Genomic DNA, 23430 nt, shown 5'->3' on the forward strand with positions numbered 1-23430 from the left:
TGACTGTGGGCTGCGCCAATGGCGTCAGCCGATTTAAATTGGGTCGGGCAGCGGTGTGGCGTGCTTGAGACCATACCACAACTGTCCTAAGGCAATACCGCCATCATTAACTGGCACCAAGTGTTGCGGCAACCTTTGTATGCCTCGCGCCTGCAGTTGTTGATAGCAATACTCTGTTAAAAAACGGTTTTGAAATACACCACCGGTCAATACCACGGGTAGTGCGCTTCCTAAAAGCTGCTGCGCTTTTACAGCACTGTGGCAGATGGCATCGCCAAGTGCCTGCATAAAGGCAATGGCAATAACGCCGTTATCCCGTTGCTGTTGCTTGGCTTGCAGCAACTGACTGAATAGCGCCACTGTATCCCATTGTCCCAATAATAACCCTGGGTGCTGCCGTAATGGTAACTGCAGCAGCAGTGCGCTTGCTTCTTCGGTTTTACCCTCAGCTTCTGCACGCCGAGCCAATGTTTCGATAATAATTCCGGCCTGGCCTTCATACTGCGTATCTTGCATTTGGCCCAACAATACCGCCAGTGCATCGAAAAGTCTGCCAACTGAGTGGGACTTTGGCATTTTGCCAGCGGCAAAAATTTTTGCCAGATTGCGCAGCAACGCGTGGCTGTGACCACGTAACGCTGGCAATTCCATGGCGATAATCTCGTCAATACTAAATTGCTGCAGCAATAGCGCCAGCATTAAGCGAAACGGAGATTTGATGGCGAGTTCATTGCCAAGCAAGGCAAACGGACTGATACTGGCAAGGCGCTGGTAACCGTTGCTATCGGCCAATAACAACTCGCCGCCCCACAGTTCGCCGTCAGCGCCTAAACCGGTACCGTCAAAGCTGAATCCCAACACCTTACCATCAAAATCGTTGGCCGCCAGTGTCGCTAATACATGGGCATAATGATGTTGCACTGCGGTAACAGGTTGTATTTGTTCCTGTGCCCAACGGCTAGAGGCGTAATCTGGGTGCAGATCGCGCACGATTAAGTCGGCATTAACATGGTACATCCGCTTGAAGCTGGCCAGTGTGCGCTGGAAATAACCTTCGGCACCTATGCTGAATAGATCACCAATATGCGGACTCAGGTACAGGGTGTTGCCAATATTCAATGCTAAAGTGTTTTTCTGCTGTGGACCTACCGCCAGCACTGACGGCAACGCTTGTGTGGCTAACACTTTACTGGGGAGACTCAGCGGCGCATAACCGCGCGCGAGTCGCAACACTTGCAATTCACCGCCGCACATTTGTACCACAGAATCATCACAGCCATTTAGGATTGGCCGGTTGTGATCCAGCATGGCGTCGATCACCCTAAAATGTTCGTTGGCCAACTGGGCGAGAATTGCTTCACCGTCGGTGATTATTGGTTCACCGGAAAGATTAGCACTGGTTGCCACTAATGGCGTTTTCACGGCATCGAGCAATAATGTGTGCAGCGGTGTGTAAGGCATAAACAGCCCGATGCGGTCGATATCTGGTGCAACCGCAGCACTTAGCGGGATCTCAGCAGCAACTGATTTTTGCAGCAAGACAATCGGCCGCTCCTGGCTGCTTAGCAGTTGCCATTCGGCATCGGTTGCAACGGCATATTGCCGCGCCATTGACAAGTCAGCCACCATCACTGCCAGTGGCTTGGCGGGCCGATGTTTGCGTTGTCTGAGTGTTGTGACCGCCTGATGATTGGTGGCATCACACACTAGATGAAAACCACCCAGCCCTTTTATGGCGAGAATCTTTCCCGCCAGAATGGCGGCTACGGCGGCGGTAAATGCCGGTTCTCGTGTTGCCAGTTCATGGCCTTGATTATCGACAAAGCGCAGTTGCGGGCCACATTTAGGGCAACTGACTGGCTGCGCATGATAACGGCGGTCCATGGGGTCTTCATACGCTCGACGGCAATCATCACACATCGCAAATGCGGCCATTGAAGTGTTATGCCGGTCATAAGGCAGATTATTGATAATGGTATAACGCGGGCCGCAATGGGTGCAGTTGGTAAAAGGGTAGTGGTAATGACGATTATTGGGATCGCGGATCTCTTTCAGGCACTCCGGGCAACAGCTTTTATCGGTACCCACAGCAACCAGCGCCTGGGTGGTGGCGGTGCTTTTATGAATGCTGAAATCGTTAAGCGCTGCATCTACGGCGGCTGGCTCAAAATGCAGGCTATCGATACGTGCCAATGGTGGACGTTCTGACTGCAGAGCATGATCAAACGCTTGCAGTGCGGCCATATCCGCCTGTACCGCAATGGTTACACCCTCACCGTTATTCAGTACATGCCCGCACAGACCATAGCGTTTAGCAAGTTGATAAATCCAGGGGCGGAATCCCACTCCCTGGACAATCCCCGTCACATGGTAACACCGGGCCAGCAGCATGTTGCTGTTAGTGTTTTCCGATGAACATGTGACGGCTTCGTTCATGAGCTATCTCCGGCGTTGACGCAGGTAAAGCGCCCCAGCAGCTAACAGCGCACCGTCGAGATCCTGCATTTGACTAACGCCAAGCGCGAAGTTTTTCCCTAACCTCAATGCAATGCGGCGGCCCAGTACTGGGTTGGCAAAGCTACTACCTGCCAGATAAACACGGCGAATTGCGGTATTAAGATCCAGCCGTTCAATCCAGTTTGCGATAAAATCCGCCAGTGAATCGTTCATGGCAAAAGCCAGTTTGGCGGCATCTTCATCCCCGGCAAGACGGAAACTGATTAAGGTGCCAAAAGTCTTACACCAATTGAAACTGGCGCTGTCACCGGACACCAGTGGATAGTCAATACGTGGTGCATTGGCACTGGTATTGCTCATCGCGGCAGCCACAAATGCATCGGCAAGTTGCGCATTGCTATCAGCTTGAATACCGATGATCACTGCAGCCACTACCCATAAAGTTTTCAGGCTCTGTTTCGGGCAATCACTGAGATCTAGCTGCGTTAGCCGTTGGTACAGTTCTGGATACTGCTCGGCAAATTTGGCAAATACCCCTTGTTGTGGACTGGCTTCTAACGCCGCCACAATTTCCCGTCCATGTACTGGTAACTCGGGGATCTGCATAAAACAGCTGACATTGCCTTTATCGTCAGAGGTGAGCAACTGAGAGCAATATTCGTCACTGAAATACAGTAATCCTAGATTATTACTACTGCCATCTTCAGCGGCAATACCTAACAATGCGCACTGTGCAGCGTTGCTGGCTTCAGTGGAATCCCAAATCGAGTCATCGTCACTCAAGCTAACGGTCAACTGTTGTTGGCGTTTACCATTCGCTTTGGCCACATATTGGCCAAATCTGGCACTGTCATGCAGGGTTTCTGGCAACGGTTGCCCGAGTTTGGCTTGATTGAGTATGACTATCGGCGCGCGAACAGGGATATCCATGCCAAGCATATGAGCATATAACGCCTGCTGATTTTCCCGACGACAATAGATAGCATCAACGCCTTTGACCCGGAGAAACTCTGTCAGTACCAATTGCAGACGCGATGCTGCGAAACCCACTTCATACAAAGGTGCTGGCAGTTTGGCCGCTGCGGTAGGACGCAATAGTAGCAGCGGTTTTTCAATAGAAGATAACGCCAGCACTTCGTTATCGCTGACTTGGAACAAACTATTGAGCGTATTGGGGTTACATACCAACAGTTGTTGCCGTCCTGAGCCAATAGCTTGACGACTGACAACCAGCTTTCCGTTGACATCGTCAAGGAACAGCGTTTCACCTTCCAATAAACGCATTGCCAGTTGCTGTATGTCCTGACGCTGTAATCCCGCAACTTTAGCGAGCGATTTTGTCGCCTGTTCACCGTGGCAGTGTTCACATGTCAATGTCAGGTTGGCAAAATCAGCATGTTGGTTATCACCTAAACGAGGCTGACAGTGTTGGCAGAAGGGCAGTTGTGCCGCGGTAACGTCAATAGGCTTGTTATCACCAAGACGTTCAGTAGCGAGCAATATCCGAGAATCTAGCAGGTTAACGCTAATCAGAAAATCAGCGGCTATCTGCTCAGCTAACTGTTCCAGTTGTGCCTGCTCGCCTTCCGCTTCCAGCAAATAGCGCCAAGTGATGACCGGCTTTTTCTGTTGCTCCAAATGGCTATCGGCCTGGTGGCGGATAGCCAGCAAGCCTATGGTTAAATTCAGTTTTTGGTAATTAAGGTATTGATTGCATAAGTAACCATACCAAGGCACCTGTTTAGAACAGTCAAACTCGAATCTCAGCAATTTCATTATTAATCGGTGTCCTGCGTTTCCTGCCGGCGCGGGGCGTGGCCGCTGGTTCTGTCGCCCATGGACAGACGGGGTTTGTAGGATTGCGGAATAAGATCGGCGATGTCGGTATAGGAAATACGCTCACATTGCCATCCCTGATTTTCAAGATGTTTGAGAAGCGCAGTTTCCATCAGAGGTACAGCGGCGGCAATACGCTCGGTCAATCCCAGTGTCATAGGTTCAATGACGGTTGGCGTTACCCCCAGCACCATCGTGTGCGGACGGTCGCCTAACATTTCCATCATTGTCAATGTTTGCAGCATTTCCACTTCGTGGGCGCTGCCTTGCCAGTCAACTTCAGGCGGAGCCCGATCAAAGTCGAAAAAGTAAACTTCCCCTGGTTCGCAGCCAGCGGCGTTGATGGTGTCGACCACTATCAGTGAATCAAATTGACTAATAATAGGGGTGAGACCTTGTGCCAGCGTGCCGCCATCGAGCATAACTAGCTCATGCTCAGGATGGAAGAAGCGGTAGTTCTCGTGAATATAATTGACAAAATGTACGCCGATACCTTCATCGGCGTACAGTACATTGCCAATTCCCAATAATAATACTTTCATTGGGCGCATTGGACTCCTAGTGCTTTTCTGGGTGGTAATCGTACCCTGATACTATCGCATCCACAGCATTGTGCTTGAAGCGAATGCCATACCAAACGGCCATATACACGTGAATTACCACGAAGATAATGAATACCCAGGTCATGTAGTGGTGCCAGATACGCACCATGGCCAGGCCACCCATTGCTTCAGTCAACCAGGATGCGGTGCTCCACAGCGCGCCACCCAAGCCTTCGTGATAAACGTTGGCATACAATATCAGTCCGGTAACACAGATCAAAGCAGCTACAACCGAAATCGCAAAATAGGTCATAAACTGCAGCGGTCCATATATCCCTGCTTTATCCAGATGGCCCATCCACAGATAGGATTTGATCTGAGCTATCCAGCTTTTAAAGCTCATCACATCCTTGAAGGACCGTCGCTCGATGTCGCTTTTCCCAAAGAAGAACAGATAGGCACGTGCGAGAGTTACCGCACATAACACAAATCCGAAAATCAGATGAGTAAAGCGGATCCAGCCCTGAACCAATACGTCAGTAGAGTCAGCCCCTACTAAATATGGCCAGGAGATATAAAGCCCTGTGGCCACTAGCATTACAATCGCCAGCGCTCTCAGCCAGTGAAAGATACGTATTGCGGCACTGAAGATCTTTACCTGTTTATAGGCAATACTTGCTGCCATAACACTTCCTCCTTACAGGCCGTTGGGATCAACGCGAAATTCACCCAGTGATTGACCTTTGTAGTCCATAACGTGCACAGCACAGGCCATACATGGGTCAAATGAGTGGATAATACGGATGACTTCCAGCGGTTTAGTTGGATCTTCCAATTTCAGACCCAACAGTGATGCTTCGTACGGACCTACTTTGCCATTGGCATCCACAGGACCTGCGTTCCAGGTAGTGGGGACCACTGCCTGATAGTTTTCTACTAGACTGCCTTTGATGCGGATCCAGTGACTCAACATACCGCGTGGTGCTTCAATCATGGCGTGACCCACATATTCTTTATTAGGGTCAATAACAGGCTTCACATAAGTGGCCTCGTCACTCAGGATGTTGCTTAGCAGTGCGTTGAAAGTTTTAACCCCTTCCTGAGCCACAATAGATGTCTGCAACATACGGGCGGCGGTGCGACCCAGTGTTGTGAACAAAGCTTCGATTGGCAGACCAGTGCGTTGCAGCAGACCGTTAACAGCATCAACCACAACCTTATTGCCTTTGGCGTAGTTCACCAGCAAGCAGGACAATGGACCTACTTCAACGGGTTCGCCGTTGTAACGTGGTGATTTCACCCAGCTGTACTTGTTGTCACCATCCAGTGTTGGCAGTTTGCCATAGACGGTATCACGCTCAACCATACCGGTGTAATCAGGTACAGTGGTGCCATCGTAAGGATGTTGTGGTTTATCCGCCTTATACCAAGCGTGAGTAACGTCTTCGGCAATCAGATCAGGATTGATATCGGTCACATTCTTCAGATCGCCATTCATGATGACGCCCTGCTGGAAGATGTACTCACCATCAGCAGTGACAAAGTCATTAGTTGCCATGAAGTTGTGAACGTTAACACCGCCCAGCACAGAGGCTTCGCCACCGAAGGCTTCAGCCGCCATCACTATGTCAGCTTTATATCCGCGTTCAATGAAGTCGGTTACGATATCGTGTTTCTGCTTCCATTCCTGCAGACGTGCTGGACTCAGCATGTCGCGTACAGAAGTAACACCGCCGACCACCAGAGACTGTGGATGTGGCTGTTTACCACCGAAAATGGCCAGCATTTCAGCAGCAACACGCTGAATTTCAAGAGCTTTCAGGTAGTGGGATAGCGCGATCAGGTTTTGCTCAGGTGTAAACTTGTAAGTTTTGTTGCCCCAGTAAGCGTTAGCAAATGGGCCGAGTTTACCGGTTTCCACAAAGCCTTTAACGCGTTCCTGTACGGCACGCAATTCACCTTCACCTGCTGCAATTGGCTTATCTGAGTATTTCAGCGCAACTTGTGCAGCTTTTGCAGGATCGGCGCTCAGTGCAGATACCACATCCACCCAGTCCAAACCATGCAAGTGATAGAAATGCACCACGTGGTCATGCATAAACAGCGAAGTATGCATCAGTGACCGCAGATAACGGGCATTCAGTGGAATTTTGATCCCAAGTGCATTTTCAACTGCTTCAGTACCGCAACGATAGTGAGAATAGGTACATACACCGCAGATACGCTGCACGATCAGACCTACGTCCATTGGGGTACGGCCTTTGAGGATCACTTCGATCCCGCGCCACAGCGTAGAGGCAGACCATGCCTTTTTAATTACATTATTTTCATCCACTTCCACTTCAATGCGGAGGTGACCCTCAATACGGGTGATAGGGTCGATAACGACACGTTGATTCATTGATTAGTCCTCCTTGGAAGAACCGGCAAACAGACTGGCGACAGCGTGGGCACCGATACCTACGACGGTAGCACCGAGAATGACAGCACCGATAGTGTCGGCGGTGGCATCCAGACCATGCAGTAACTGGCGGCCAAGTGGTTTTTCAAAGTCTGCCATATCGTCCCAGAAGTTGGGTTCAGAGCAACCCATGCAGCCGTGACCTGCCAAAACTGGCCAGCTTACATGGTGGTTGAAGCGTTCGGTTGGGCAGTTGTTGTAGGTGTAAGGGCCTTTACAACCCACTTTGTACAGGCAATAACCCTGTTTAGCACCTTCATCACCAAACTGTTCTACGAATTCACCAGAATCGAAACGGCCACGACGTTCACAGTTATCATGAACACGGGCACCGTAGGCCCATTTTGGACGGTTATACATATCCAGTGCTGGTAAGCGACCGAACATGATGAAGTACATTAATGTACCAACGATGTTCTTTTCGCTAGGTGGGCAACCACCCAAGTTGACCACGGCTTTATCAACCACTTCATAGATGCCTTTAGCACCGGTTGGGTTAGGCGCCGCAGCTTGCACACCACCGAAGGAGGCACAAGTACCAACAGAAATGATGGCAGCAGCACCTTCAGCAGCTTCTTTAACGATCTCCAGACCGGTATGACCTTTACAGCCAACAGTCAGGAAGGCGCCATTGTTAGCGGTAGGGACCGCGCCTTCAACCGCTAGCAGATAGTTGCCTTTATAGGTTTTCAGCGCATGTTCCAGATTTTCTTCTGCCTGCCAGCCAGCAGCGGCCATCAGGGTTTCATGATATTCCAGAGAGATGTGATCAAAGATCAATGAATCTAAATTAGGGGTGTCGGCTCGAACCAAAGATTCGGAACAACCAGTACACTCGGCCAGGTGTAACCAAATTAATGGTACCCGGTCAGCCAGTTCTGCGGCTTCTGCCACCAAATTGCTGAACGGCAGCGGTAAAGCCAGTAAAGCTGTGACCGATGCGCTCCACTTCATGAAGTCACGACGGCTGATGCCGTGTTCCAACATGCGTTCCTGCAGTGATTTGTCCTGACGGGGGGGCAGTTGGCGCAGTTCCTCCAACCGTTTCCGTCCCTGTTCATAGAGGGCTGAATGTGTGTCCATGAGTTTACCTTAATGTTGTTTTTAAAAGGCGATTTGCGTTAAAGCTCACACAGTTAACAGCGCTAGTGTAGGGTCATAGAAAGGTTGAAATGTTGAGGTGTATCAATTTTCAATGAAAGATGAGAAGCCGGAGTTAATTAGTTTTTCACAATATGATGACGATCAAATATTGAATCCAAGACTTGGACAAATTGTCTATTTGTCCTGAAATTTCTATAATGCTCAGATTTTAGGGTATTTTAACTGCATCTTTCGCTACTGTTTTGTGACCTTCTCAATACTTATGATGATGAATGATAGCGATATTTCGTCTGTGGGTGATACAAACCATTAACAAATACCACTTTTCGTTTTTTTCTTGGTGTAATGGCAACTAAATCAAACAATAAAATCAGATCTGCGTCACGTTTAAAGGGGCCTGTAAAACAGACCCCAATACTCTTTCCCAATACTACCAATACTATTTAGTGTTTCTCTGGATGATAGTCATATCCAGAGACAATGGCATCTACTGCATTGTGTTTGAAGCGAATGCCATACCAAACGGCCATGTATATATGGATCACTAAGAAAATAACAAAGCCCCAAGTGATGTAATGGTGCCAGAGGCGCACCATCGCCAATCCACCCATGGACTCAGTTATCCAACTGGCAGTACTCCATAGCGCCCCTCCCAGTCCTTGGTGGAAGACATTGGCATACATCACCAGACCGGTGATACACATCAAAGCTGCCATCAGGGAAATGGCAAAGTACGTCATAAATTGCAGGGGGCCATAAACGCCAGCTTTGTCCAGATGGCCCATCCACAGATAAGTTTTAATCTGTGCCATCCAGCTTTGAGGCCGTATCACATCCCGAACAGAGCGACGCTCAATATCACTCTTGCCGAAAAAAAACAGATATGCCCTAGAAATGGTAATGGCACACAGGGTAAAACCGCAGGCAAGATGCACGAAACGGATCCAGCCTTGCAACAGCACATCGGTTGAGTCTGCGCCCACCAGATAAGGCCAGGCGATATAAAATCCGCTGGCAACCAATATCACAATGGACAAGGCTCTCAGCCAGTGAAAAGCGCGGATCGCTGCACTAAAGACCTTCTCTTGTTTGTAGGCAACATTGGCAGTTGTCATCGTTTTCCCTCCTTAACAGGCATTGGGACCTACACGGAATTCACCCAGTGACTGACCTTTGTAATCGATCATGTGCACTGAACAAGCCATGCATGGGTCAAAGGAATGGATGATCCGCAGGACCTCTAGCGGTTTGGTGGGATCTTCCAGTTGCAGGCCAACCAGTGATGCTTCAAAGGGACCAATTTTGCCTTGAGCATCCATTGGCCCGGCATTCCAAGTGGTGGGCACCACTGCCTGATAATTTTCGACGACGCCGCCTTTAATACGTACCCAGTGACTGAGCATGCCTCGTGGTGCCTCAATAATCGCGTGTCCGACATATTCCTTGCTTGGGTCTATCTCGGGTTTACGATACAGAGATTCGTCACTTTTAAGGTTGTTGATCAGTGCATTAAAGATATTGTTGCTTTCTTTGGCGATGATTGATGTCTGTAACATACGGGCCGCCGTGCGTCCCAAGGTAGTATACAGCGCCTCCAGCGGTAAGCCGGTGCGTTTCAGTAAATCGTCAACCGCAGTTACCACCAATGGATTGCCCTTGGCATAGTTGACCAACAGACATGCCAGTGGGCCGACTTCCATTGGCTCACCATTATAACGAGGCGATTTCACCCAACTGTATTTTTTGTCACCATCCACTGTCGGTAATTTACCGTATACAGTATCGCGCTCAACAAAGCCGGTGTATTCCGGGATGGTCGTGCCAACGTAAGGATGCTGTGGCTTGTCGGCTTTATACCAGGAATGGGTGACGTCCTCAGCAATCAAGTCAGGATTAATATCGGTGACTTGCTTGAGATCACCGTTGAGAACCACACCTTGTTTAAAGATATATTGACCATCAGCACCCATAAATTCATTGCTGCAGACAAAATTGTGAACATTAACACCACCCAGCACAGAAGCTTCTTTGCCAAAAGCATCAGCCGCCATGATGATATCAGCCTTATAGGCGCGTTCAATAAAGTCTGTCACGATGTCGTGTTTGGCTTGCCATTCCTGCAAACGTGCTGGGTTAACCAGATCGCGCACGGCTGTCATACCGCCCACAACGACTGATTGCGGGTGTGGTTGCTTACCACCAAAAATGGCCATCATCTCTGCGGCGACACGCTGTACTTCCAATGCTTTTAGATAGTGTGACAGTGCAATTAGATTTTGCTCCGGCGAGAAACGATAGGTCTTGTTACCCCAGTATGCGTTGGCAAAGGGGCCAAGCTTGCCTTTATTTACAAATCCCTGAACCCGCTCCTGTACTGCCCGTAAATCGCCTTCACCTGCCGCCAATGGCTTATCACTGTATTTCATCGCCACTTGTGCCGCCTTGGCGGGGTCGGCACTCAGGGCTGATACTACATCCACCCAGTCCAGGGCATGCAGATGGTAAAAATGGACAATATGGTCGTGATAGTGCAGGGCGGTCATCATCAGTGACCGCAAATACTGGGCATTCAACGGAATTTTTACACCCAGGGCATTTTCGACGGCTTCGGTGCCGCACCGGTAATGAGAAAAGGTACATACACCACAGATCCGCTGTACCAATAAGCCGACATCCATAGGAGTACGGCCTTTGAGGATCACTTCAATACCGCGCCATAAAGTAGAGGAGGCCCAAGCTTTTTGAATCACATTGTGCTCATCCACTTCCACTTCAATACGCAGATGGCCTTCAATACGGGTAATAGGGTCAATAACAACACGTTGGTTCATGGATTACTCCTCCTTGGAACCGACAAACAAACTGGCAACGGCATGGGCACCAATACCAACGGCTGCCGCACCTAAAATGACAGCGCCAACGGTATCTGCGGTGGCATCCAGCCCGTGTAATAACTGGCGACCAAGGGGTTTCTCAAAATCCGCCATATCGTCCCAGAAGTTGGGTTCAGAACAACCGATGCAGCCATGCCCGGCGAGTACCGGCCAACTGACATGGCTGTTAAAACGTTCAGTAGGACAGTTGTTGTAGGTGTAGGGGCCCTTACAGCCCATTTTGTATAGGCAGTAACCATTCTTGGCATTGTCATCGCTAAACTGCTCAACAAATTCACCAGAATCAAAATGCCCGCGACGCTCACAGTTATCGTGTACCCGAGCACCGTAGGCCCATTTGGGACGATTAAACATGTCCAATGCTGGCAAACGCCCGAACATTACAAAATACATCAGCGTGCCGACGATATTTTTCTCACTGGGAGGGCAGCCGCCTAGATTGATAACCGTTTTATCAATCACTTCATGAACCCCTTTCGCCCCTGTGGGGTTAGGGGCCGCCGCTTGCACACCACCGAAGGAAGCACAGGTACCAACAGAGATGATGGCGGCAGCGCCCGCGGCGGCTTCGCGCACGGATTGCAAACCTGTGTGGCCTTTGCAGCCGACGGTCAAAAAGGCACCATTATTGGCGGTAGGTACCGCGCCTTCAATCGCCAGTAGATAATTGCCTTTATAATGCTCAAGTGCGTGTTCAAGATTTTCATCTGCTTGCCAGCCTGCGGCGGCCATCAGGGTTTCATGATATTCCAGCGAAATATGATCAAAAATCAGCGTGTCGAGATCGGGCGTGTCGGCTCGTGTTAGCGACTCGGAACACCCCGTGCACTCTGCCATATGTAACCACACCAACGGCACCCGATCCGCCAATTCGGCAGCTTCTGCCACGAGATTGCTGAACGGCAGCGGTAATGCCAGTAACGCCGTGACCGATGCGCTCCACTTCATAAAATCACGACGACTGATGCCATATTGCTGCATGCGTTCCGCCAATGATTGGTCTTGGCGTGCGGGTAGTTGTCGTAACGCAGCTAGCCGCTGTTGTCCTTGCTGATATAGAGCTGAATGAGTCTCCATGGATTTACCCTAAATGTTGTGTCTTAAAATATGGGCGTTAACGGATAACGCTACACCTGCCACCTTGTGTGAGTGGTCTACCAAAAAGGCTGAAAAATTGATGTTTGTCATTAAATGGTGAAAATCGTGACAGCGTACGCAATATTGCGGTCATAAAATTGATCTAAATCAATATGTGGTGTGTACAGTACAAAAAATGAACAAAAATATTGACTTTGTTCAAAGGGTTAGCCGCTAAAGGAACTGAGATGCTACCTATATTGTCAGAACACTAGCGAGTGTTAGTAAGGAAACGTTATTATCAATCAACCTATTAAGATCCCGTAGTTATCACACTACCGGATATGACTCTTATCAGCGGTCTGCAGAAATTACGTTTATATGCGCATACTTTTAATTGAAGATAATGATCTACTGGCACAGGGCATCATACTGAGCCTCGGGAAATTGGATTTTCAGGTAGATCATGTGGCTACCGTGAAACAGGCAGAAGCGGCAATTCTCAATGAAACCATTAGCGCCATCGTGTTGGATTTGGGGTTACCTGACGGCAATGGCCGTGCTTTATTGCAACAGTGGCGCCAGCGCGGCATTGATATTCCCACCATCGTTCTAACGGCTAACACGGATTTTGATACCAAACTTGCCTGTTTGGATCTTGGTGCAGATGACTATCTGGCGAAACCTTTTGATGTCAGAGAACTGGTGGCTAGGCTTAAAGCAATTGTTCGTCGTCATCATGGTTTGAACCAGAATCTGCTGGTGGTTGGTGCACTGACCATGGATTTGAATGTGCATGAGGTGAGTTTTCGTGGTGAACCTGTGAGCTTGTCGCGGCGCGAGTTTCAGTTACTGTTGGAACTGGCCCAGTCAAATGGCCGGGTACTCACAAGAGGGCAACTAGAGCAACTCACCTACGGTTGGGATGAAGTTGGCAGCAACTCCATCGAAGTCCATATCCATCATTTGCGACGAAAAACCGCATCGGAACTTATCAAGACAGTGCGTGGCATTGGCTATACATTAGCGGAAGTGGAGTAAGCCATGTCATTACGGGTGTTAATGATGGGGGTGATGCTGCTTGGCATCTCGCTATCAATCGGTATTTCCAGTTGGCTCAGTACACACGATTCCCACAAGCAAATTGAAGAACTCTTTGACGCTCAGATGCTCCAGAGCGCCAAAATTCTTGAAATGTTTTATGGTGCACAACCGCCGGAACATCGAGAGTTGCTGGTTGAGCATCCACTATTACTGGAGATAAAACCCGCCAAAGTTGAAACCTTTGATGAAGATGCCAATGCCGAGCAATTGGCCTATGAGCAAAAGCTGGCATTCCAGATCTGGAAACCTGACGGTCACTTATTGGTACGTTCAGCTAATACTGCTGAAGCACCTATGGCTGAATTTGTTGTCGGTTATCACCGTAAAGTGTATCAGGGCAGACTGTGGCATATTTACAGCTACTATTCACAAGGGGAAGGGGTGTGGATCATCACCGGACAACGTGATGATGTGCGTAAAGAGCTGGTGGATCAAATCATAGGTAACAGCTTGATTGCGCCCGCGATTGTATTTCCGCTAGTAGCTTTATTGATGATTTTTCTGTCCTATTTGCTGTTGGAGCCGTTACAAACGCTGGCAGATAAACTTAAACGCCGTGACCCCGGTGATTTAACCCCGTTGCATATGCGCTTGCCATCAGAGCTAGTGACGGTCAGAGATGCAATCAATGCCTATATTGCCAGAGTTGCCGCCGCCATGAGTCGTGAACGGAAATTCAGTGGCGACGCGGCACACGAACTTAAAACCCCACTGGCGGTGATCAAGCTGCATCATCAGGGACTGCTGGAATCAGCTAATCCTGCCGAGCTGCAATTACACCATCAGGCAATCGATAAAGGCATTGATCAAATCGCTCATACAGTTGAACAAATGCTGTTGCTCTCCCGAGTTGAGTCCCTAGAACAACTGAATGTTGCCGAGGTGGATTTAGGCGAACTGGTGCGGCAGGTGTTGAACGATATGCTGCCACTGATTGCAGATTATCAGTGGGAGTTGCATCTACCCGCAAAAATCCAGGTGGATGCCGATGCGTTTTATCTGAAACTGGTACTAAAAAATCTTATCGACAATGCTTGCAAGTACTCGGGAAATGCAGGGCCAATCCAGCTTAATGTCTGGGAAGAACCACAGCAAGGTCAAGCGGTATTGCAAATCATTGATTCCGGAGAGGGCTTGGATGAAGAGAATTGTCGCCAGCTGACAGAGCGTTTTTTTCGGGTCGCCAATGAAAATGTTGCTGGCTCAGGGTTGGGGCTGTCTATCTGCGCCCATATTGTGGGGTTACACAAAGGGCGCTTAATTATTCAGCCGGGAAAACCCAAGGGGTTGGATGTGCGGGTAGTACTGCCACAATCAAACAAACATCGTTAAATCGTGGCCGCACTACTCAAACAATACCTGCGCGGCTGAGCCGCGCCAGATTCACACCTTTTAGTGCGGCAATTTTATTTACCAACTGATTCACCTGACTTGCCTGTCCCTTGAGAATAATGGTTTCGAGGCAGCGATGGTGGTCAATATGCACATGGGTGCTGCACAGAATATGCACGAGATGATCGTGCTGGATCTCGATCAGCTTTTCAGATAAACCGCGCTGGTGATGGTCAAAAATCACGGTAAGTACCCCTACCACATCTTCCAGACTATTGTTCCACTGTTTATCGACGATACGGTCTCGAAACAGATCGCGGATATATTCAGAACGGGATTGATAACCGCGAGCCTCGATGTCGGCTTCAATTTCCTCAAACAGTGATTGGGGCAGGGAAACGGTAAAACGTAGTGTTTCATCATTGCTCATGATGTAACCTCACAACAAATGCCAGAATAAATATTCTTATACATTAACCTGTTACAAATTGTCCATGACTGTTCATCTGGGCGTGATCCAACTCGGCTTTCTCAGATTTTACTGATATTCAGATTGCTTAACTGCAACTGCTACTTTTAGGAACAAAAATATCGGCAGCATCATATCTGCTTGCCATCGTTTGGAGGTGTTGATTGAACGTGAGCCCGGAGGAACGATGGCGGAGCATGGGGAGGCGGGAGAGGGCGCTGCATGCTCTCCCTTTAAGCCTGTTCCGCCTTTAAAATCAGTTTAAAAAACGCGCTTAATCGCGCGTTTTTTAAGGGTATGGACTTAGAAATTAGCTGAACGAGGTGACCGTGGGAACGGAATAACATCACGGATATTGGACACCCCAGTCACGTACGAGACCAGTCGTTCAAAGCCCAGACCGAAGCCTGAGTGAGGAACGGTGCCATAACGACGCAAATCACGGTACCACCAGTAATCTTCTTTTGCCAAGCCCATCTCGTCCATGCGCTGATCCAGTACGTCCAAACGCTCTTCACGTTGTGAGCCGCCGATGATTTCACCGATACCAGGTGCTAACACGTCCATGGCCGCTACAGTTTTACCGTCTTCGTTGAGGCGCATGTAGAAGGCTTTGATGTCTTTGGGGTAGTTTTTAACCACAACTGGCGAGTTAAAGTGTTCTTCCGCCAGATAACGTTCATGTTCAGACTGCAGATCTGTGCCCCATTCAACGGGGAATTCAAATTCTTTACCGCAGTTTTTCAGAATTTCAACCGCATCGGTGTAATCTACCTGAGCGAAATCGCTGTCGACAAAGCGCTGCAGACGTTCAATCACAGCACTATCCACTCGTTCGGCGAAGAACTTCATATCATCCATACGTTCTTGCAATACCGCTTTAAATGCATACTTCAGCATTGCTTCCGCCAGCCCGGCGATATCATTCAGATCGGCAAAGGCAACTTCTGGCTCTACCATCCAAAACTCTGCCAAGTGGCGGCTGGTATTGGAATTTTCGGCACGGAATGTGGGGCCAAAGGTGTAAATTTTTGATAGCGCACAGGCGTAGGTTTCGCCGTTTAATTGACCTGACACGGTTAGGAATGCTTCCTTACCGAAGAAATCCTGATCGTAATCCACCTTGCCAGCTTCTGTTCGTGGCAAGTTTTCCAGATCCAGCGTGGAAACCCGAAACATTTCGCCAGCGCCTTCGGTGTCAGATGCGGTGATCAGCGGGGTTGATACCCACACAAAACCATTTTCATGATAAAAGCGGTGAATAGCCTGTGATAAGCAGTTACGGACTCGTGCGACGGCACCAATCAGGTTGGTACGAGGGCGCAGATGCGCCAGCTCCCGCAGGTATTCCACAGAATGGCGTTTAGCGGCCATTGGATAGGTTTCAGGATCTTCTACCCAACCGCTCACTTCCACCTTAGTGACCTGCAATTCGTAATCTTGACCTGCACCTGGACTCTCAACTACGTCACCGGTAACAATCACTGAACAGCCAGCGGTTAGCTTGAGCACTTCATCATTGTAATTGGGCAGATTATTGGGAACTACACCCTGAATCGGGTCGAAGCAGGAGCCGTCATAGACAGCAAGAAAAGAAATACCGGCTTTGGAATCCCGGCGGGTTCTGACCCAGCCACGGACGGTAACTTCAGAACCGACCGCATATTCGCCTTTAAATACAGATGCGACAGATGCAATGCTCATTATTGCTTTGTTCTCCAGTGAAACGTCGTTTTGCTACTTACACCCAGAGGTAAAGGTAGTTGGTCGGCCTAAACAGCCAGACCCTATTGATCGTACAGAAAATTTGGAGGTTTATATTACCTTGCTGGTGGCTTTTCTCAAGTTGAAAAAGGTATTCTGGAACCAATCTTGTTATTCGACTGCATTGGAAAGGCGGAAAAATGAGAAAACTGCGTTTCTTACAGATAGTTTTGGCAATTTTATCAATTGCGGGGTGGGCGTTAGCCGTGTACGCGCTGACCGTGTTCCATGATGCACGGCCGGATCGCGCCGTTGGCTATTTCTTTAGTCGCGGTGCACCGGTAAGAATGAATTGGAATCTGCAAGAAACCATGTTGCTGGAACACATCATTTGGGTATGTGCCGGACTGAGTTTTGCCAGTATGGCGTTGAACTGGTATCTGGCCAATCATTACCGTATGGGTTACTGGTTTAACATCCCTTTGTTGTTACTGAGTTCGGTTACCGCCGGACTTTATTTGCGTTTTGTGATTCTCTGAGTGTCGCTGCCGACGATAGCGCAGAAGGTATCGATAATGGCGGCGGTGGCCCCCCAAATCAGTCGGTTACCGTAAGGAATAAACGTGACCGGATGGGACTGCTGACGGCGCTGCACTTGCATCACGTGCCGATTATTTTGTTGCAATAAAAACGTTAGTGGTACCGTAAACAGCGCGCTGACTTCTCCAGGATCTAATATTGCTCTGAAAGGTTTCTGCACAATACCCACCACCGGCATGATATTAAAGCCGGTAATCGTATGGTGTTGCGGCAATGTTCCCAATATTTCCACATTGGTTGGCGCTAAACCGATCTCTTCATAAGCTTCGCGTAATGCAGTATCCAATAGACTTTGATCCTGTGGTTCTTGTTTGCCACCAGGAAAGCTGACTTGACCCGGATGCGCCTTAAGATGGTGGGGGCGCTGTGTTAGCAACAGCTCCACACCATTACTGCCAGCCTGAAAGGCCAGTAACACCGCCGCATTACGCAGTCGGGGCGGTGTCCCGGGGGGTTGCCGTAGCGGTGCGGCAACGCCTAGCTCAAAACGCCAGCGCAGTTCGGTGAGATCCAACGTTCACTCCTTGAATTGACTCAAAAGCGGTAGAATACGGCTAACTTTGTCATAGCTCTCTTGATATTCGGCAGTGCCTTCGGAATCTGCCACAATACCGCCACCAGCCCAGCAATGCAGTTTACCTTCGGCCGCCACAAGTGTTCTGATAGCAATGTTACTATCCATCGTGCCATGCTGACTGATATAGGCAATGGCTCCACAATAGAGATTGCGTCTTGACGGCTCCAGCTCTTCAATGATCTCCATCGCCCTAATTTTGGGCGCGCCAGTGATTGAACCGCCAGGAAAGGCGGCCCGCAACAAGGTGAGGGGGTGGACGTCTATCGGTAATTGGCCGGTCACCGTACTCACTAAATGATGCACTGCCGGGAAGCTTTCCAACGCAAACAGTGATGGCACCTTAACGCTACCGGGCGCGGCAACCTTGCCAATATCGTTGCGTAGCAGGTCAACAATCATCAGATTTTCCGCACGGTTTTTTTCTGACTGTTGTAGCTCTGCAGCCAATTGCAGATCTTCATCCACATTGTCACTGCGAGGCGCGGTTCCTTTAATGGGTTTTGTCTGGATTTGTCCATCGGAGCTGACGCTAATGAAGCGCTCTGGTGAAATTGATAAAGCACAACCTTGAGGCAACCGTATAAATGCTGAGAATGGCGCCGCATTGGCTTGACGTAGCGCGCAATACGCTTGCCATTCGTCGCCTTGATAATCGGCAGTGAATCGCTGTGTCAGATTAATTTGATAACAATCACCGCTATGCAAATACTGCTGAATGCGCTGAAATTTTTCGAGATATTGCGGTTTAGTCAGTTGCGCTTGCCAGTCGTTACAAAGCCGAAATTGGCCGACAGCAGCCGCAGGTGTTGCCAGCAGCGAATTCAGACGCGCTAACATGGCCGATAACGCCTGCTCACCAGCGTAATGCATCAGCTGCCAGCGTCCTGTCTGCTTATCACGTAATAGCGCCCAATCGTAAATACCTACCGCCAACTGCGGAAAAGCAATATCGTCTACTGCGAGCGCTGGTAATTTTTCCAGCTTGCGTCCTAAGTCATAGCCAAAGCAGCCGATGGCACCTCCGCTAAAGGGCAGCGTTGTGGGTCTGATATCGGGAAAACAGTCTGCCAGCAATTGCTGCAACAATTGAAAAGGCTCAACTGCTGACAGTTGCTTTTGCCCGTGCCGATCACAAATTTCACTGGTATCGCCATGAGTTGTCAGCGTCGCTAACGGCCAGGCACTGATAAGGTCAAATCTGGCATCGGGATGCGCTGCATCGGCAGAGTCCAGTAATACGGCCCAAGGAAGCCCCGCAAAATGCGAAAAAAGTTGCGGAACCGTGTAGTCCCAGTCCAACGCACACAGCGCAATCTGGCTGCAGTTTGAGATGTGCATTTAGCAAATTATTCCAAAAAATGTGATGTAGCCCCAAAAGCTGCGAAAGGTTATCATATTTGCCACCAAAAAATGACCATAACAGCCTGACCTTAGGTGAAATCGAGCAATATGGCGATTTTCTGCGGTGCACATGGGGGCATCGACGCAGTAGTTGGATCTCGCGTGGATTGACAAGCGCTAAACACTACCGCGGGGACAGGGAGCAATTGGAGCGCAAACATGTCTGTAATCAAGCAAGCTGACTTTATCGACAGTATCGCAGATGCCCTGCAGTACATCTCTTATTACCATCCTAAGGATTTCATCGACGCTATGGCTGAGGCCTATGCGCGCGAGCAAAATCCGGCCGCTAAAGATGCCATCGCACAGATCCTCATCAACTCACGTATGTCCGCTGAAGGTCATCGCCCGTTGTGCCAAGATACCGGAATTGTGACTTGCTTTGTGTATGTTGGTATGGGGGTGCAATGGGATAAAACCGATATGACCATTCAGCAGATGGTGGATGAAGGTACTCGCCGTGCATACACCAATACCACTAACACGCTACGTGCCTCAATAGTGGCGGATCCGGCTGGAACCCGTAAAAACACCCGCGATAACAGTCCGGCAGTAGTGCACATTGTCTCTGTGCCCGGCGATAAAGTGGATGTGGCAATCGCCGCCAAAGGCGGTGGTTCAGAAAATAAATCTAAAATGGTGATGCTGAATCCTTCTGATGATATTGCCGCCTGGGTGGAAAAAACCTTACCGACGATGGGTGCGGGCTGGTGTCCTCCCGGAATGCTGGGGATCGGTATTGGTGGCACAGCAGAAAAAGCAGCGGTGATGGCTAAAGAAGCATTGATGGAAAGTGTGGATATCCATGAGTTGCTGGCTCGCGGAGCTGAAACGACAGAAGAAAAATTACGAGTAGATATTTTTAACCGGGCGAATAATCTCGGTATTGGCGCGCAGGGGCTAGGCGGTCTGACGACTGTTCTTGACGTAAAAATTAAAACTGCACCAACGCACGCGGCTTCCAAACCCGTGGTGATGATCCCCAACTGTGCCGCCACCCGCCATGTGCATTTTCATCTGGACGGCACAGGCCCAGCGGAGCTGGTGCCGCCCTCACTGGATGACTGGCCAGCCATTACTTGGGACGTAGGTGAAAATACCCGCCGGGTTAACCTGGATACTGTAACCCAAGCAGAGATCGAAACATGGAAAAGCGGAGATACCCTGTTGTTGTCAGGTAAGATGCTCACTGGTCGCGATGCCGCCCATAAACGCATTCAAAGCTTGCTGGAAAGTGGTGAAGGCTTACCTTCTGGTGTCGATTTTAAAGGAAAATTTATTTATTACGTCGGCCCAGTAGATCCTGTGGGCGACGAAGTGGTTGGCCCAGCGGGTCCCACAACCTCCACCCGCATGGATAAATTCACCGACATGATGCTGGAAAAAACCGGGCTGATGGGAATGATTGGCAAGGCGGAGCGGGGACCAGCCGCAGTTGCCTCTATTAAGCAACATAAAGCGGTATATCTGATGGCTGTTGGCGGTGCCGCTTATTTGGTCTCAAAAGCCATCAAAAAAGCGCGAGTGATCGCTTTCGAAGATTTGGGCATGGAAGCGATTTATGAGTTTGAAGTTAAGGACATGCCTGTTACTGTAGCGGTTGACTCCGAAGGGGTGAATGCCCACGAAACCGGTCCGGCAATCTGGAAAGTGAAAATCCAGCAGGCGCAGGAAGCGTGAGTAAGCGTTACCAGAGGGGCCTGTGATGGCCCCTTTGTTATTTTGACAACCTGAACCATCGAACAATATCAAAAGAAGATCAACAAATGAAAATAAACACTTTGTGTATGGCACTGTTGGCCACAGGGATTGCCGTTCCAGCACTCGCGGTCGAACAGCAGCCGTTTACTGTGCAGGATTTGGTGAAACTCAATAAGCTGCATTCTGCCGCAGTGTCTAACGATGGCAGCAAACTGGTCTATGGGGTTAAAACCGTTGCGGAAGACGGTAAAACCGATTCCGAATTGTATCTGCTAGATCTGACTGATAAAGACGCTAAGCCGCTGCAGTTGACCACCGCCAAAGGCACTGAACATGATGTCAGCTTCAGCCCCGATGACCGCAGTATTTATTTCGTGGCCGCCCGAGATGGCAGCAGTCAATTGTACCGCTTGTCCTTAACCGGTGGCGAAGCACAGCAGGTATCACATCTGCCGTTAGATATTGATGGCTATAAGTTGTCTGCGGATGGCAAACAGGTGGTGATGTCGATTCGGGTTTTCCCTGAATGTGACACACTGGAGTGCTCCAAGGAGAAATTTGACGCGGAAAAAGCGCGCAAGAGCACTGGGCGTGAATACAGTCAACTGATGGTAAGGCATTGGGATACTTGGTTCGATCATGCTCGTAATCACCTGATTGTTGCCCCTATTGAGCATGGTCAGTTGGGTAAAACAGTCGATGTCACTAAAGGACTGGATACCGAAACACCACCCAAACCATTTTCCGGTATGGAAGAAGTTACCTTTACGCCCGATGGCAAATATGTGGTGTATAGCGCTAAGGCTCCGGCCAAAGATCAAGCATGGACGACTAACTATGATCTGTGGCAAGTGCCAGTAAATGGCGGTGACACCGTTAACCTAACGGCGGAAAACAAAGCTTGGGATGCCCAACCTGTCTATTCAGCCGATGGCCGTTATCTCGCTTATTTGGCGATGAAAAAACCGGGATTTGAAGCCGATCGTTACCGCATTATGTTACGCGATACTGTTACCGGGCAGACCAAAGAAGTCGCACCTTTATGGGACCGCAGTCCGTCATCGCTCAGTTTTGGCAAAGATAACAATACCTTGTACGTCACCGCTCAAGATGTCGGGCAAGTGTCGGTGTTTGCCATCAACACCCAATTTGGTGATATACGCACCCTTTACAATGATGGCAGCAATAGCTTGGTGGGCCTTGCCGGTGACCGCTTGATAGTGAGACATGCTTCATTGGTGGAACCTGGTGATCTTTGGTCGATGAATGCGGATGGGCAGGACCTGCAGCGTCTGACCGACGTTAACCGGGCTAAGCTAAATAAAATCAAATTTGGTGATTTCCAGCAGTTCAGCTTTAAGGGCTGGAATAACGAAGAGGTGTTCGGTTACTGGCTGAAGCCCGCTAACTTTGAAGAAGGTAAAAAGTATCCGGTAGCGTTTTTGGTGCATGGCGGTCCACAAGGTTCATTTGGTAACTCATTCAGTTCCCGTTGGAATCCTGAATTGTGGGCCGGTGCTGGCTATGCCGTTGTCATGGTCGATTTCCATGGCTCTACTGGTTATGGTCAGGCATTTACCGATTCTATCAGCCTCGATTGGGGTGGTAAGCCACTGGAAGATCTGCAAAAAGGCTTGGCTGCTGTAGCCAAACAGCAACCTTGGATTGATGCGTCAAATGCATGTGCGTTGGGCGGTTCCTACGGCGGTTACATGATGAACTGGATCCAAGGTAATTGGAACGATGGTTTCAAGTGTCTGGTTGATCACGCAGGGCTGTTTGATATGCGCTCAATGTATCATGTAACAGAGGAGCTGTGGTTCCCAGAACACGAGTTTGGCGGTACTTATGAACAAGCCAAAGATCTGTATGAAAAATTCAATCCGGCTAACTATGTGCAAAACTGGAAAACGCCAATGTTGGTGATCCACGGTGAGCAGGATTTCCGTGTGCCATATGATCAAGGTCTGGCAGCATTTTCCTATATGCAACGCAACAATATTCCCTCTGAGTTATTGGTATTCCCAGATGAAAACCATTGGATCCTCAATCCTGATAACCTGCAACAGTGGTATGGCAAGGTGTTAAGCTGGATGGATCGTTGGACGGGTAAAGCTGCGCAGTAATCACAGCTATTTTTTGATTCATCTGAAGCCGGCATTTGCCGGCTT

Annotated in this window: 18 protein-coding genes; 5 read left to right on the plus strand and 13 right to left on the minus strand. The window is 49.3% G+C overall.

The window, feature by feature from the left end:
• Positions 1-33: 33 nt before the first annotated feature.
• From hypF to hyaA (IE064_RS03020), 9 genes are all read right to left on the minus strand, one after another.
• On the minus strand, positions 34-2436 hold the full coding sequence (hypF, locus tag IE064_RS02980; protein WP_229799841.1) for a carbamoyltransferase HypF: 2403 nt from the start codon (positions 2434-2436) through the stop codon (positions 34-36).
• A gap of 3 nt (positions 2437-2439) precedes the next feature.
• Positions 2440-4233, minus strand: a complete 1794-nt coding sequence (locus tag IE064_RS02985; RefSeq protein WP_189616272.1) for a NiFe hydrogenase — start codon at positions 4231-4233, stop codon at positions 2440-2442.
• Positions 4234-4235: 2 nt separating this feature from the next.
• The gene (locus tag IE064_RS02990; RefSeq protein ID WP_189616274.1) at positions 4236-4835 is read right to left on the minus strand and encodes a HyaD/HybD family hydrogenase maturation endopeptidase; all 600 of its coding nucleotides are present in this window, start codon (positions 4833-4835) and stop codon (positions 4236-4238) included.
• A gap of 16 nt (positions 4836-4851) precedes the next feature.
• On the minus strand, positions 4852-5520 hold the full coding sequence (cybH, locus tag IE064_RS02995) for a Ni/Fe-hydrogenase, b-type cytochrome subunit (protein ID WP_189616276.1): 669 nt from the start codon (positions 5518-5520) through the stop codon (positions 4852-4854).
• A gap of 12 nt (positions 5521-5532) precedes the next feature.
• Positions 5533-7236, minus strand: a complete 1704-nt coding sequence (gene hyaB, locus IE064_RS03000; RefSeq protein ID WP_133039482.1) for a nickel-dependent hydrogenase large subunit — start codon at positions 7234-7236, stop codon at positions 5533-5535.
• 3 nt (positions 7237-7239) lie between these two features.
• A complete protein-coding gene (hyaA, locus tag IE064_RS03005) occupies positions 7240-8379 on the minus strand; it encodes a nickel-dependent hydrogenase small subunit (RefSeq protein ID WP_133039483.1) in 1140 nt (379 codons plus the stop codon).
• A 464-nt stretch (positions 8380-8843) separates the two neighbouring features.
• A complete protein-coding gene (gene cybH, locus IE064_RS03010) occupies positions 8844-9515 on the minus strand; it encodes a Ni/Fe-hydrogenase, b-type cytochrome subunit (RefSeq protein ID WP_189616278.1) in 672 nt (223 codons plus the stop codon).
• 12 nt (positions 9516-9527) lie between these two features.
• Positions 9528-11231 carry a nickel-dependent hydrogenase large subunit gene (hyaB, locus tag IE064_RS03015; RefSeq protein ID WP_189616280.1) on the minus strand — a complete coding sequence of 568 codons (1704 nt, stop codon included), beginning with the start codon at positions 11229-11231 and terminating at the stop codon, positions 9528-9530.
• A 3-nt stretch (positions 11232-11234) separates the two neighbouring features.
• Positions 11235-12371: a nickel-dependent hydrogenase small subunit gene (gene hyaA, locus IE064_RS03020; protein WP_189616282.1), complete on the minus strand. Its 1137-nt coding sequence runs from the start codon at positions 12369-12371 to the stop codon at positions 11235-11237.
• Positions 12372-12752: 381 nt separating this feature from the next.
• On the opposite strand from hyaA (IE064_RS03020), the gene IE064_RS03025 reads away from it, so the two are divergent.
• Both IE064_RS03025 and IE064_RS03030 read left to right on the plus strand, forming a co-directional pair.
• Complete coding sequence (locus tag IE064_RS03025; RefSeq protein WP_189616284.1) at positions 12753-13412, plus strand: response regulator; 660 nt, start codon at positions 12753-12755, stop codon at positions 13410-13412.
• Positions 13413-13415: 3 nt separating this feature from the next.
• Positions 13416-14807 (plus strand): ATP-binding protein, encoded by a 1392-nt coding sequence (locus IE064_RS03030; protein WP_133039488.1) that lies wholly within the window; start codon positions 13416-13418, stop codon positions 14805-14807.
• A 16-nt stretch (positions 14808-14823) separates the two neighbouring features.
• On the opposite strand, the gene nikR is transcribed toward IE064_RS03030, so the two are convergent.
• Both nikR and asnS read right to left on the minus strand, forming a co-directional pair.
• A complete protein-coding gene (nikR, locus tag IE064_RS03035; protein WP_189616286.1) occupies positions 14824-15237 on the minus strand; it encodes a nickel-responsive transcriptional regulator NikR in 414 nt (137 codons plus the stop codon).
• 342 nt (positions 15238-15579) lie between these two features.
• Entirely contained in the window at positions 15580-16980 is a 1401-nt protein-coding gene (gene asnS / locus IE064_RS03040; RefSeq protein ID WP_189616288.1) for an asparagine--tRNA ligase, read from the minus strand.
• 200 nt (positions 16981-17180) lie between these two features.
• Between asnS and IE064_RS03045 the strand changes: the two genes are divergently transcribed.
• Positions 17181-17519, plus strand: coding sequence for a hypothetical protein (locus tag IE064_RS03045; RefSeq protein ID WP_133039491.1), 339 nt, complete (start codon positions 17181-17183; stop codon positions 17517-17519).
• On the opposite strand, the gene IE064_RS03050 is transcribed toward IE064_RS03045, so the two are convergent.
• Both IE064_RS03050 and pabB read right to left on the minus strand, forming a co-directional pair.
• Positions 17495-18094 carry a CoA pyrophosphatase gene (locus IE064_RS03050; RefSeq protein WP_189616290.1) on the minus strand — a complete coding sequence of 200 codons (600 nt, stop codon included), beginning with the start codon at positions 18092-18094 and terminating at the stop codon, positions 17495-17497. The two genes, IE064_RS03045 and IE064_RS03050, sit on opposite strands and share 25 nt — an antisense overlap.
• Positions 18095-18097: 3 nt before the next feature.
• On the minus strand, positions 18098-19495 hold the full coding sequence (pabB, locus tag IE064_RS03055) for an aminodeoxychorismate synthase component I (protein WP_189616292.1): 1398 nt from the start codon (positions 19493-19495) through the stop codon (positions 18098-18100).
• 222 nt (positions 19496-19717) lie between these two features.
• Here pabB and IE064_RS03060 point away from each other — a divergent pair, with 222 nt between their 5' ends.
• Both IE064_RS03060 and IE064_RS03065 read left to right on the plus strand, forming a co-directional pair.
• On the plus strand, positions 19718-21238 hold the full coding sequence (locus tag IE064_RS03060) for a fumarate hydratase (RefSeq protein WP_189616294.1): 1521 nt from the start codon (positions 19718-19720) through the stop codon (positions 21236-21238).
• A gap of 86 nt (positions 21239-21324) precedes the next feature.
• Positions 21325-23385, plus strand: a complete 2061-nt coding sequence (locus IE064_RS03065) for a S9 family peptidase (RefSeq protein WP_189616297.1) — start codon at positions 21325-21327, stop codon at positions 23383-23385.
• The last annotated feature ends 45 nt before the right edge of the window (positions 23386-23430 follow it).

Source organism: Shewanella fodinae (assembly GCF_014651955.1).
In the GTDB taxonomy this organism is placed as follows: domain Bacteria; phylum Pseudomonadota; class Gammaproteobacteria; order Enterobacterales; family Shewanellaceae; genus Shewanella; species Shewanella fodinae.

What these genes read in the sequence shown, in the direction of transcription:
- asnS (WP_189616288.1), bottom strand. Translation starts at nt 16,980, where the DNA reads ATGAGCATTGCATCTGTCGCATCTGTATTTAAAGGCGAATATGCGGTC.
- IE064_RS03060 (WP_189616294.1), top strand. Translation starts at nt 19,718, where the DNA reads ATGTCTGTAATCAAGCAAGCTGACTTTATCGACAGTATCGCAGATGCC.
- hyaA (WP_189616282.1), bottom strand. Translation starts at nt 12,371, where the DNA reads ATGGAGACTCATTCAGCTCTATATCAGCAAGGACAACAGCGGCTAGCT.
- IE064_RS03065 (WP_189616297.1), top strand. Translation starts at nt 21,325, where the DNA reads ATGAAAATAAACACTTTGTGTATGGCACTGTTGGCCACAGGGATTGCC.
- cybH (WP_189616278.1), bottom strand. Translation starts at nt 9,515, where the DNA reads ATGACAACTGCCAATGTTGCCTACAAACAAGAGAAGGTCTTTAGTGCA.
- nikR (WP_189616286.1), bottom strand. Translation starts at nt 15,237, where the DNA reads ATGAGCAATGATGAAACACTACGTTTTACCGTTTCCCTGCCCCAATCA.
- IE064_RS03025 (WP_189616284.1), top strand. Translation starts at nt 12,753, where the DNA reads ATGCGCATACTTTTAATTGAAGATAATGATCTACTGGCACAGGGCATC.
- IE064_RS03030 (WP_133039488.1), top strand. Translation starts at nt 13,416, where the DNA reads ATGTCATTACGGGTGTTAATGATGGGGGTGATGCTGCTTGGCATCTCG.
- IE064_RS02985 (WP_189616272.1), bottom strand. Translation starts at nt 4,233, where the DNA reads ATGAAATTGCTGAGATTCGAGTTTGACTGTTCTAAACAGGTGCCTTGG.
- IE064_RS03045 (WP_133039491.1), top strand. Translation starts at nt 17,181, where the DNA reads ATGAGAAAACTGCGTTTCTTACAGATAGTTTTGGCAATTTTATCAATT.
- hyaB (WP_189616280.1), bottom strand. Translation starts at nt 11,231, where the DNA reads ATGAACCAACGTGTTGTTATTGACCCTATTACCCGTATTGAAGGCCAT.
- IE064_RS02990 (WP_189616274.1), bottom strand. Translation starts at nt 4,835, where the DNA reads ATGAAAGTATTATTATTGGGAATTGGCAATGTACTGTACGCCGATGAA.
- cybH (WP_189616276.1), bottom strand. Translation starts at nt 5,520, where the DNA reads ATGGCAGCAAGTATTGCCTATAAACAGGTAAAGATCTTCAGTGCCGCA.
- hypF (WP_229799841.1), bottom strand. Translation starts at nt 2,436, where the DNA reads ATGAACGAAGCCGTCACATGTTCATCGGAAAACACTAACAGCAACATG.
- hyaB (WP_133039482.1), bottom strand. Translation starts at nt 7,236, where the DNA reads ATGAATCAACGTGTCGTTATCGACCCTATCACCCGTATTGAGGGTCAC.
- hyaA (WP_133039483.1), bottom strand. Translation starts at nt 8,379, where the DNA reads ATGGACACACATTCAGCCCTCTATGAACAGGGACGGAAACGGTTGGAG.
- pabB (WP_189616292.1), bottom strand. Translation starts at nt 19,495, where the DNA reads ATGCACATCTCAAACTGCAGCCAGATTGCGCTGTGTGCGTTGGACTGG.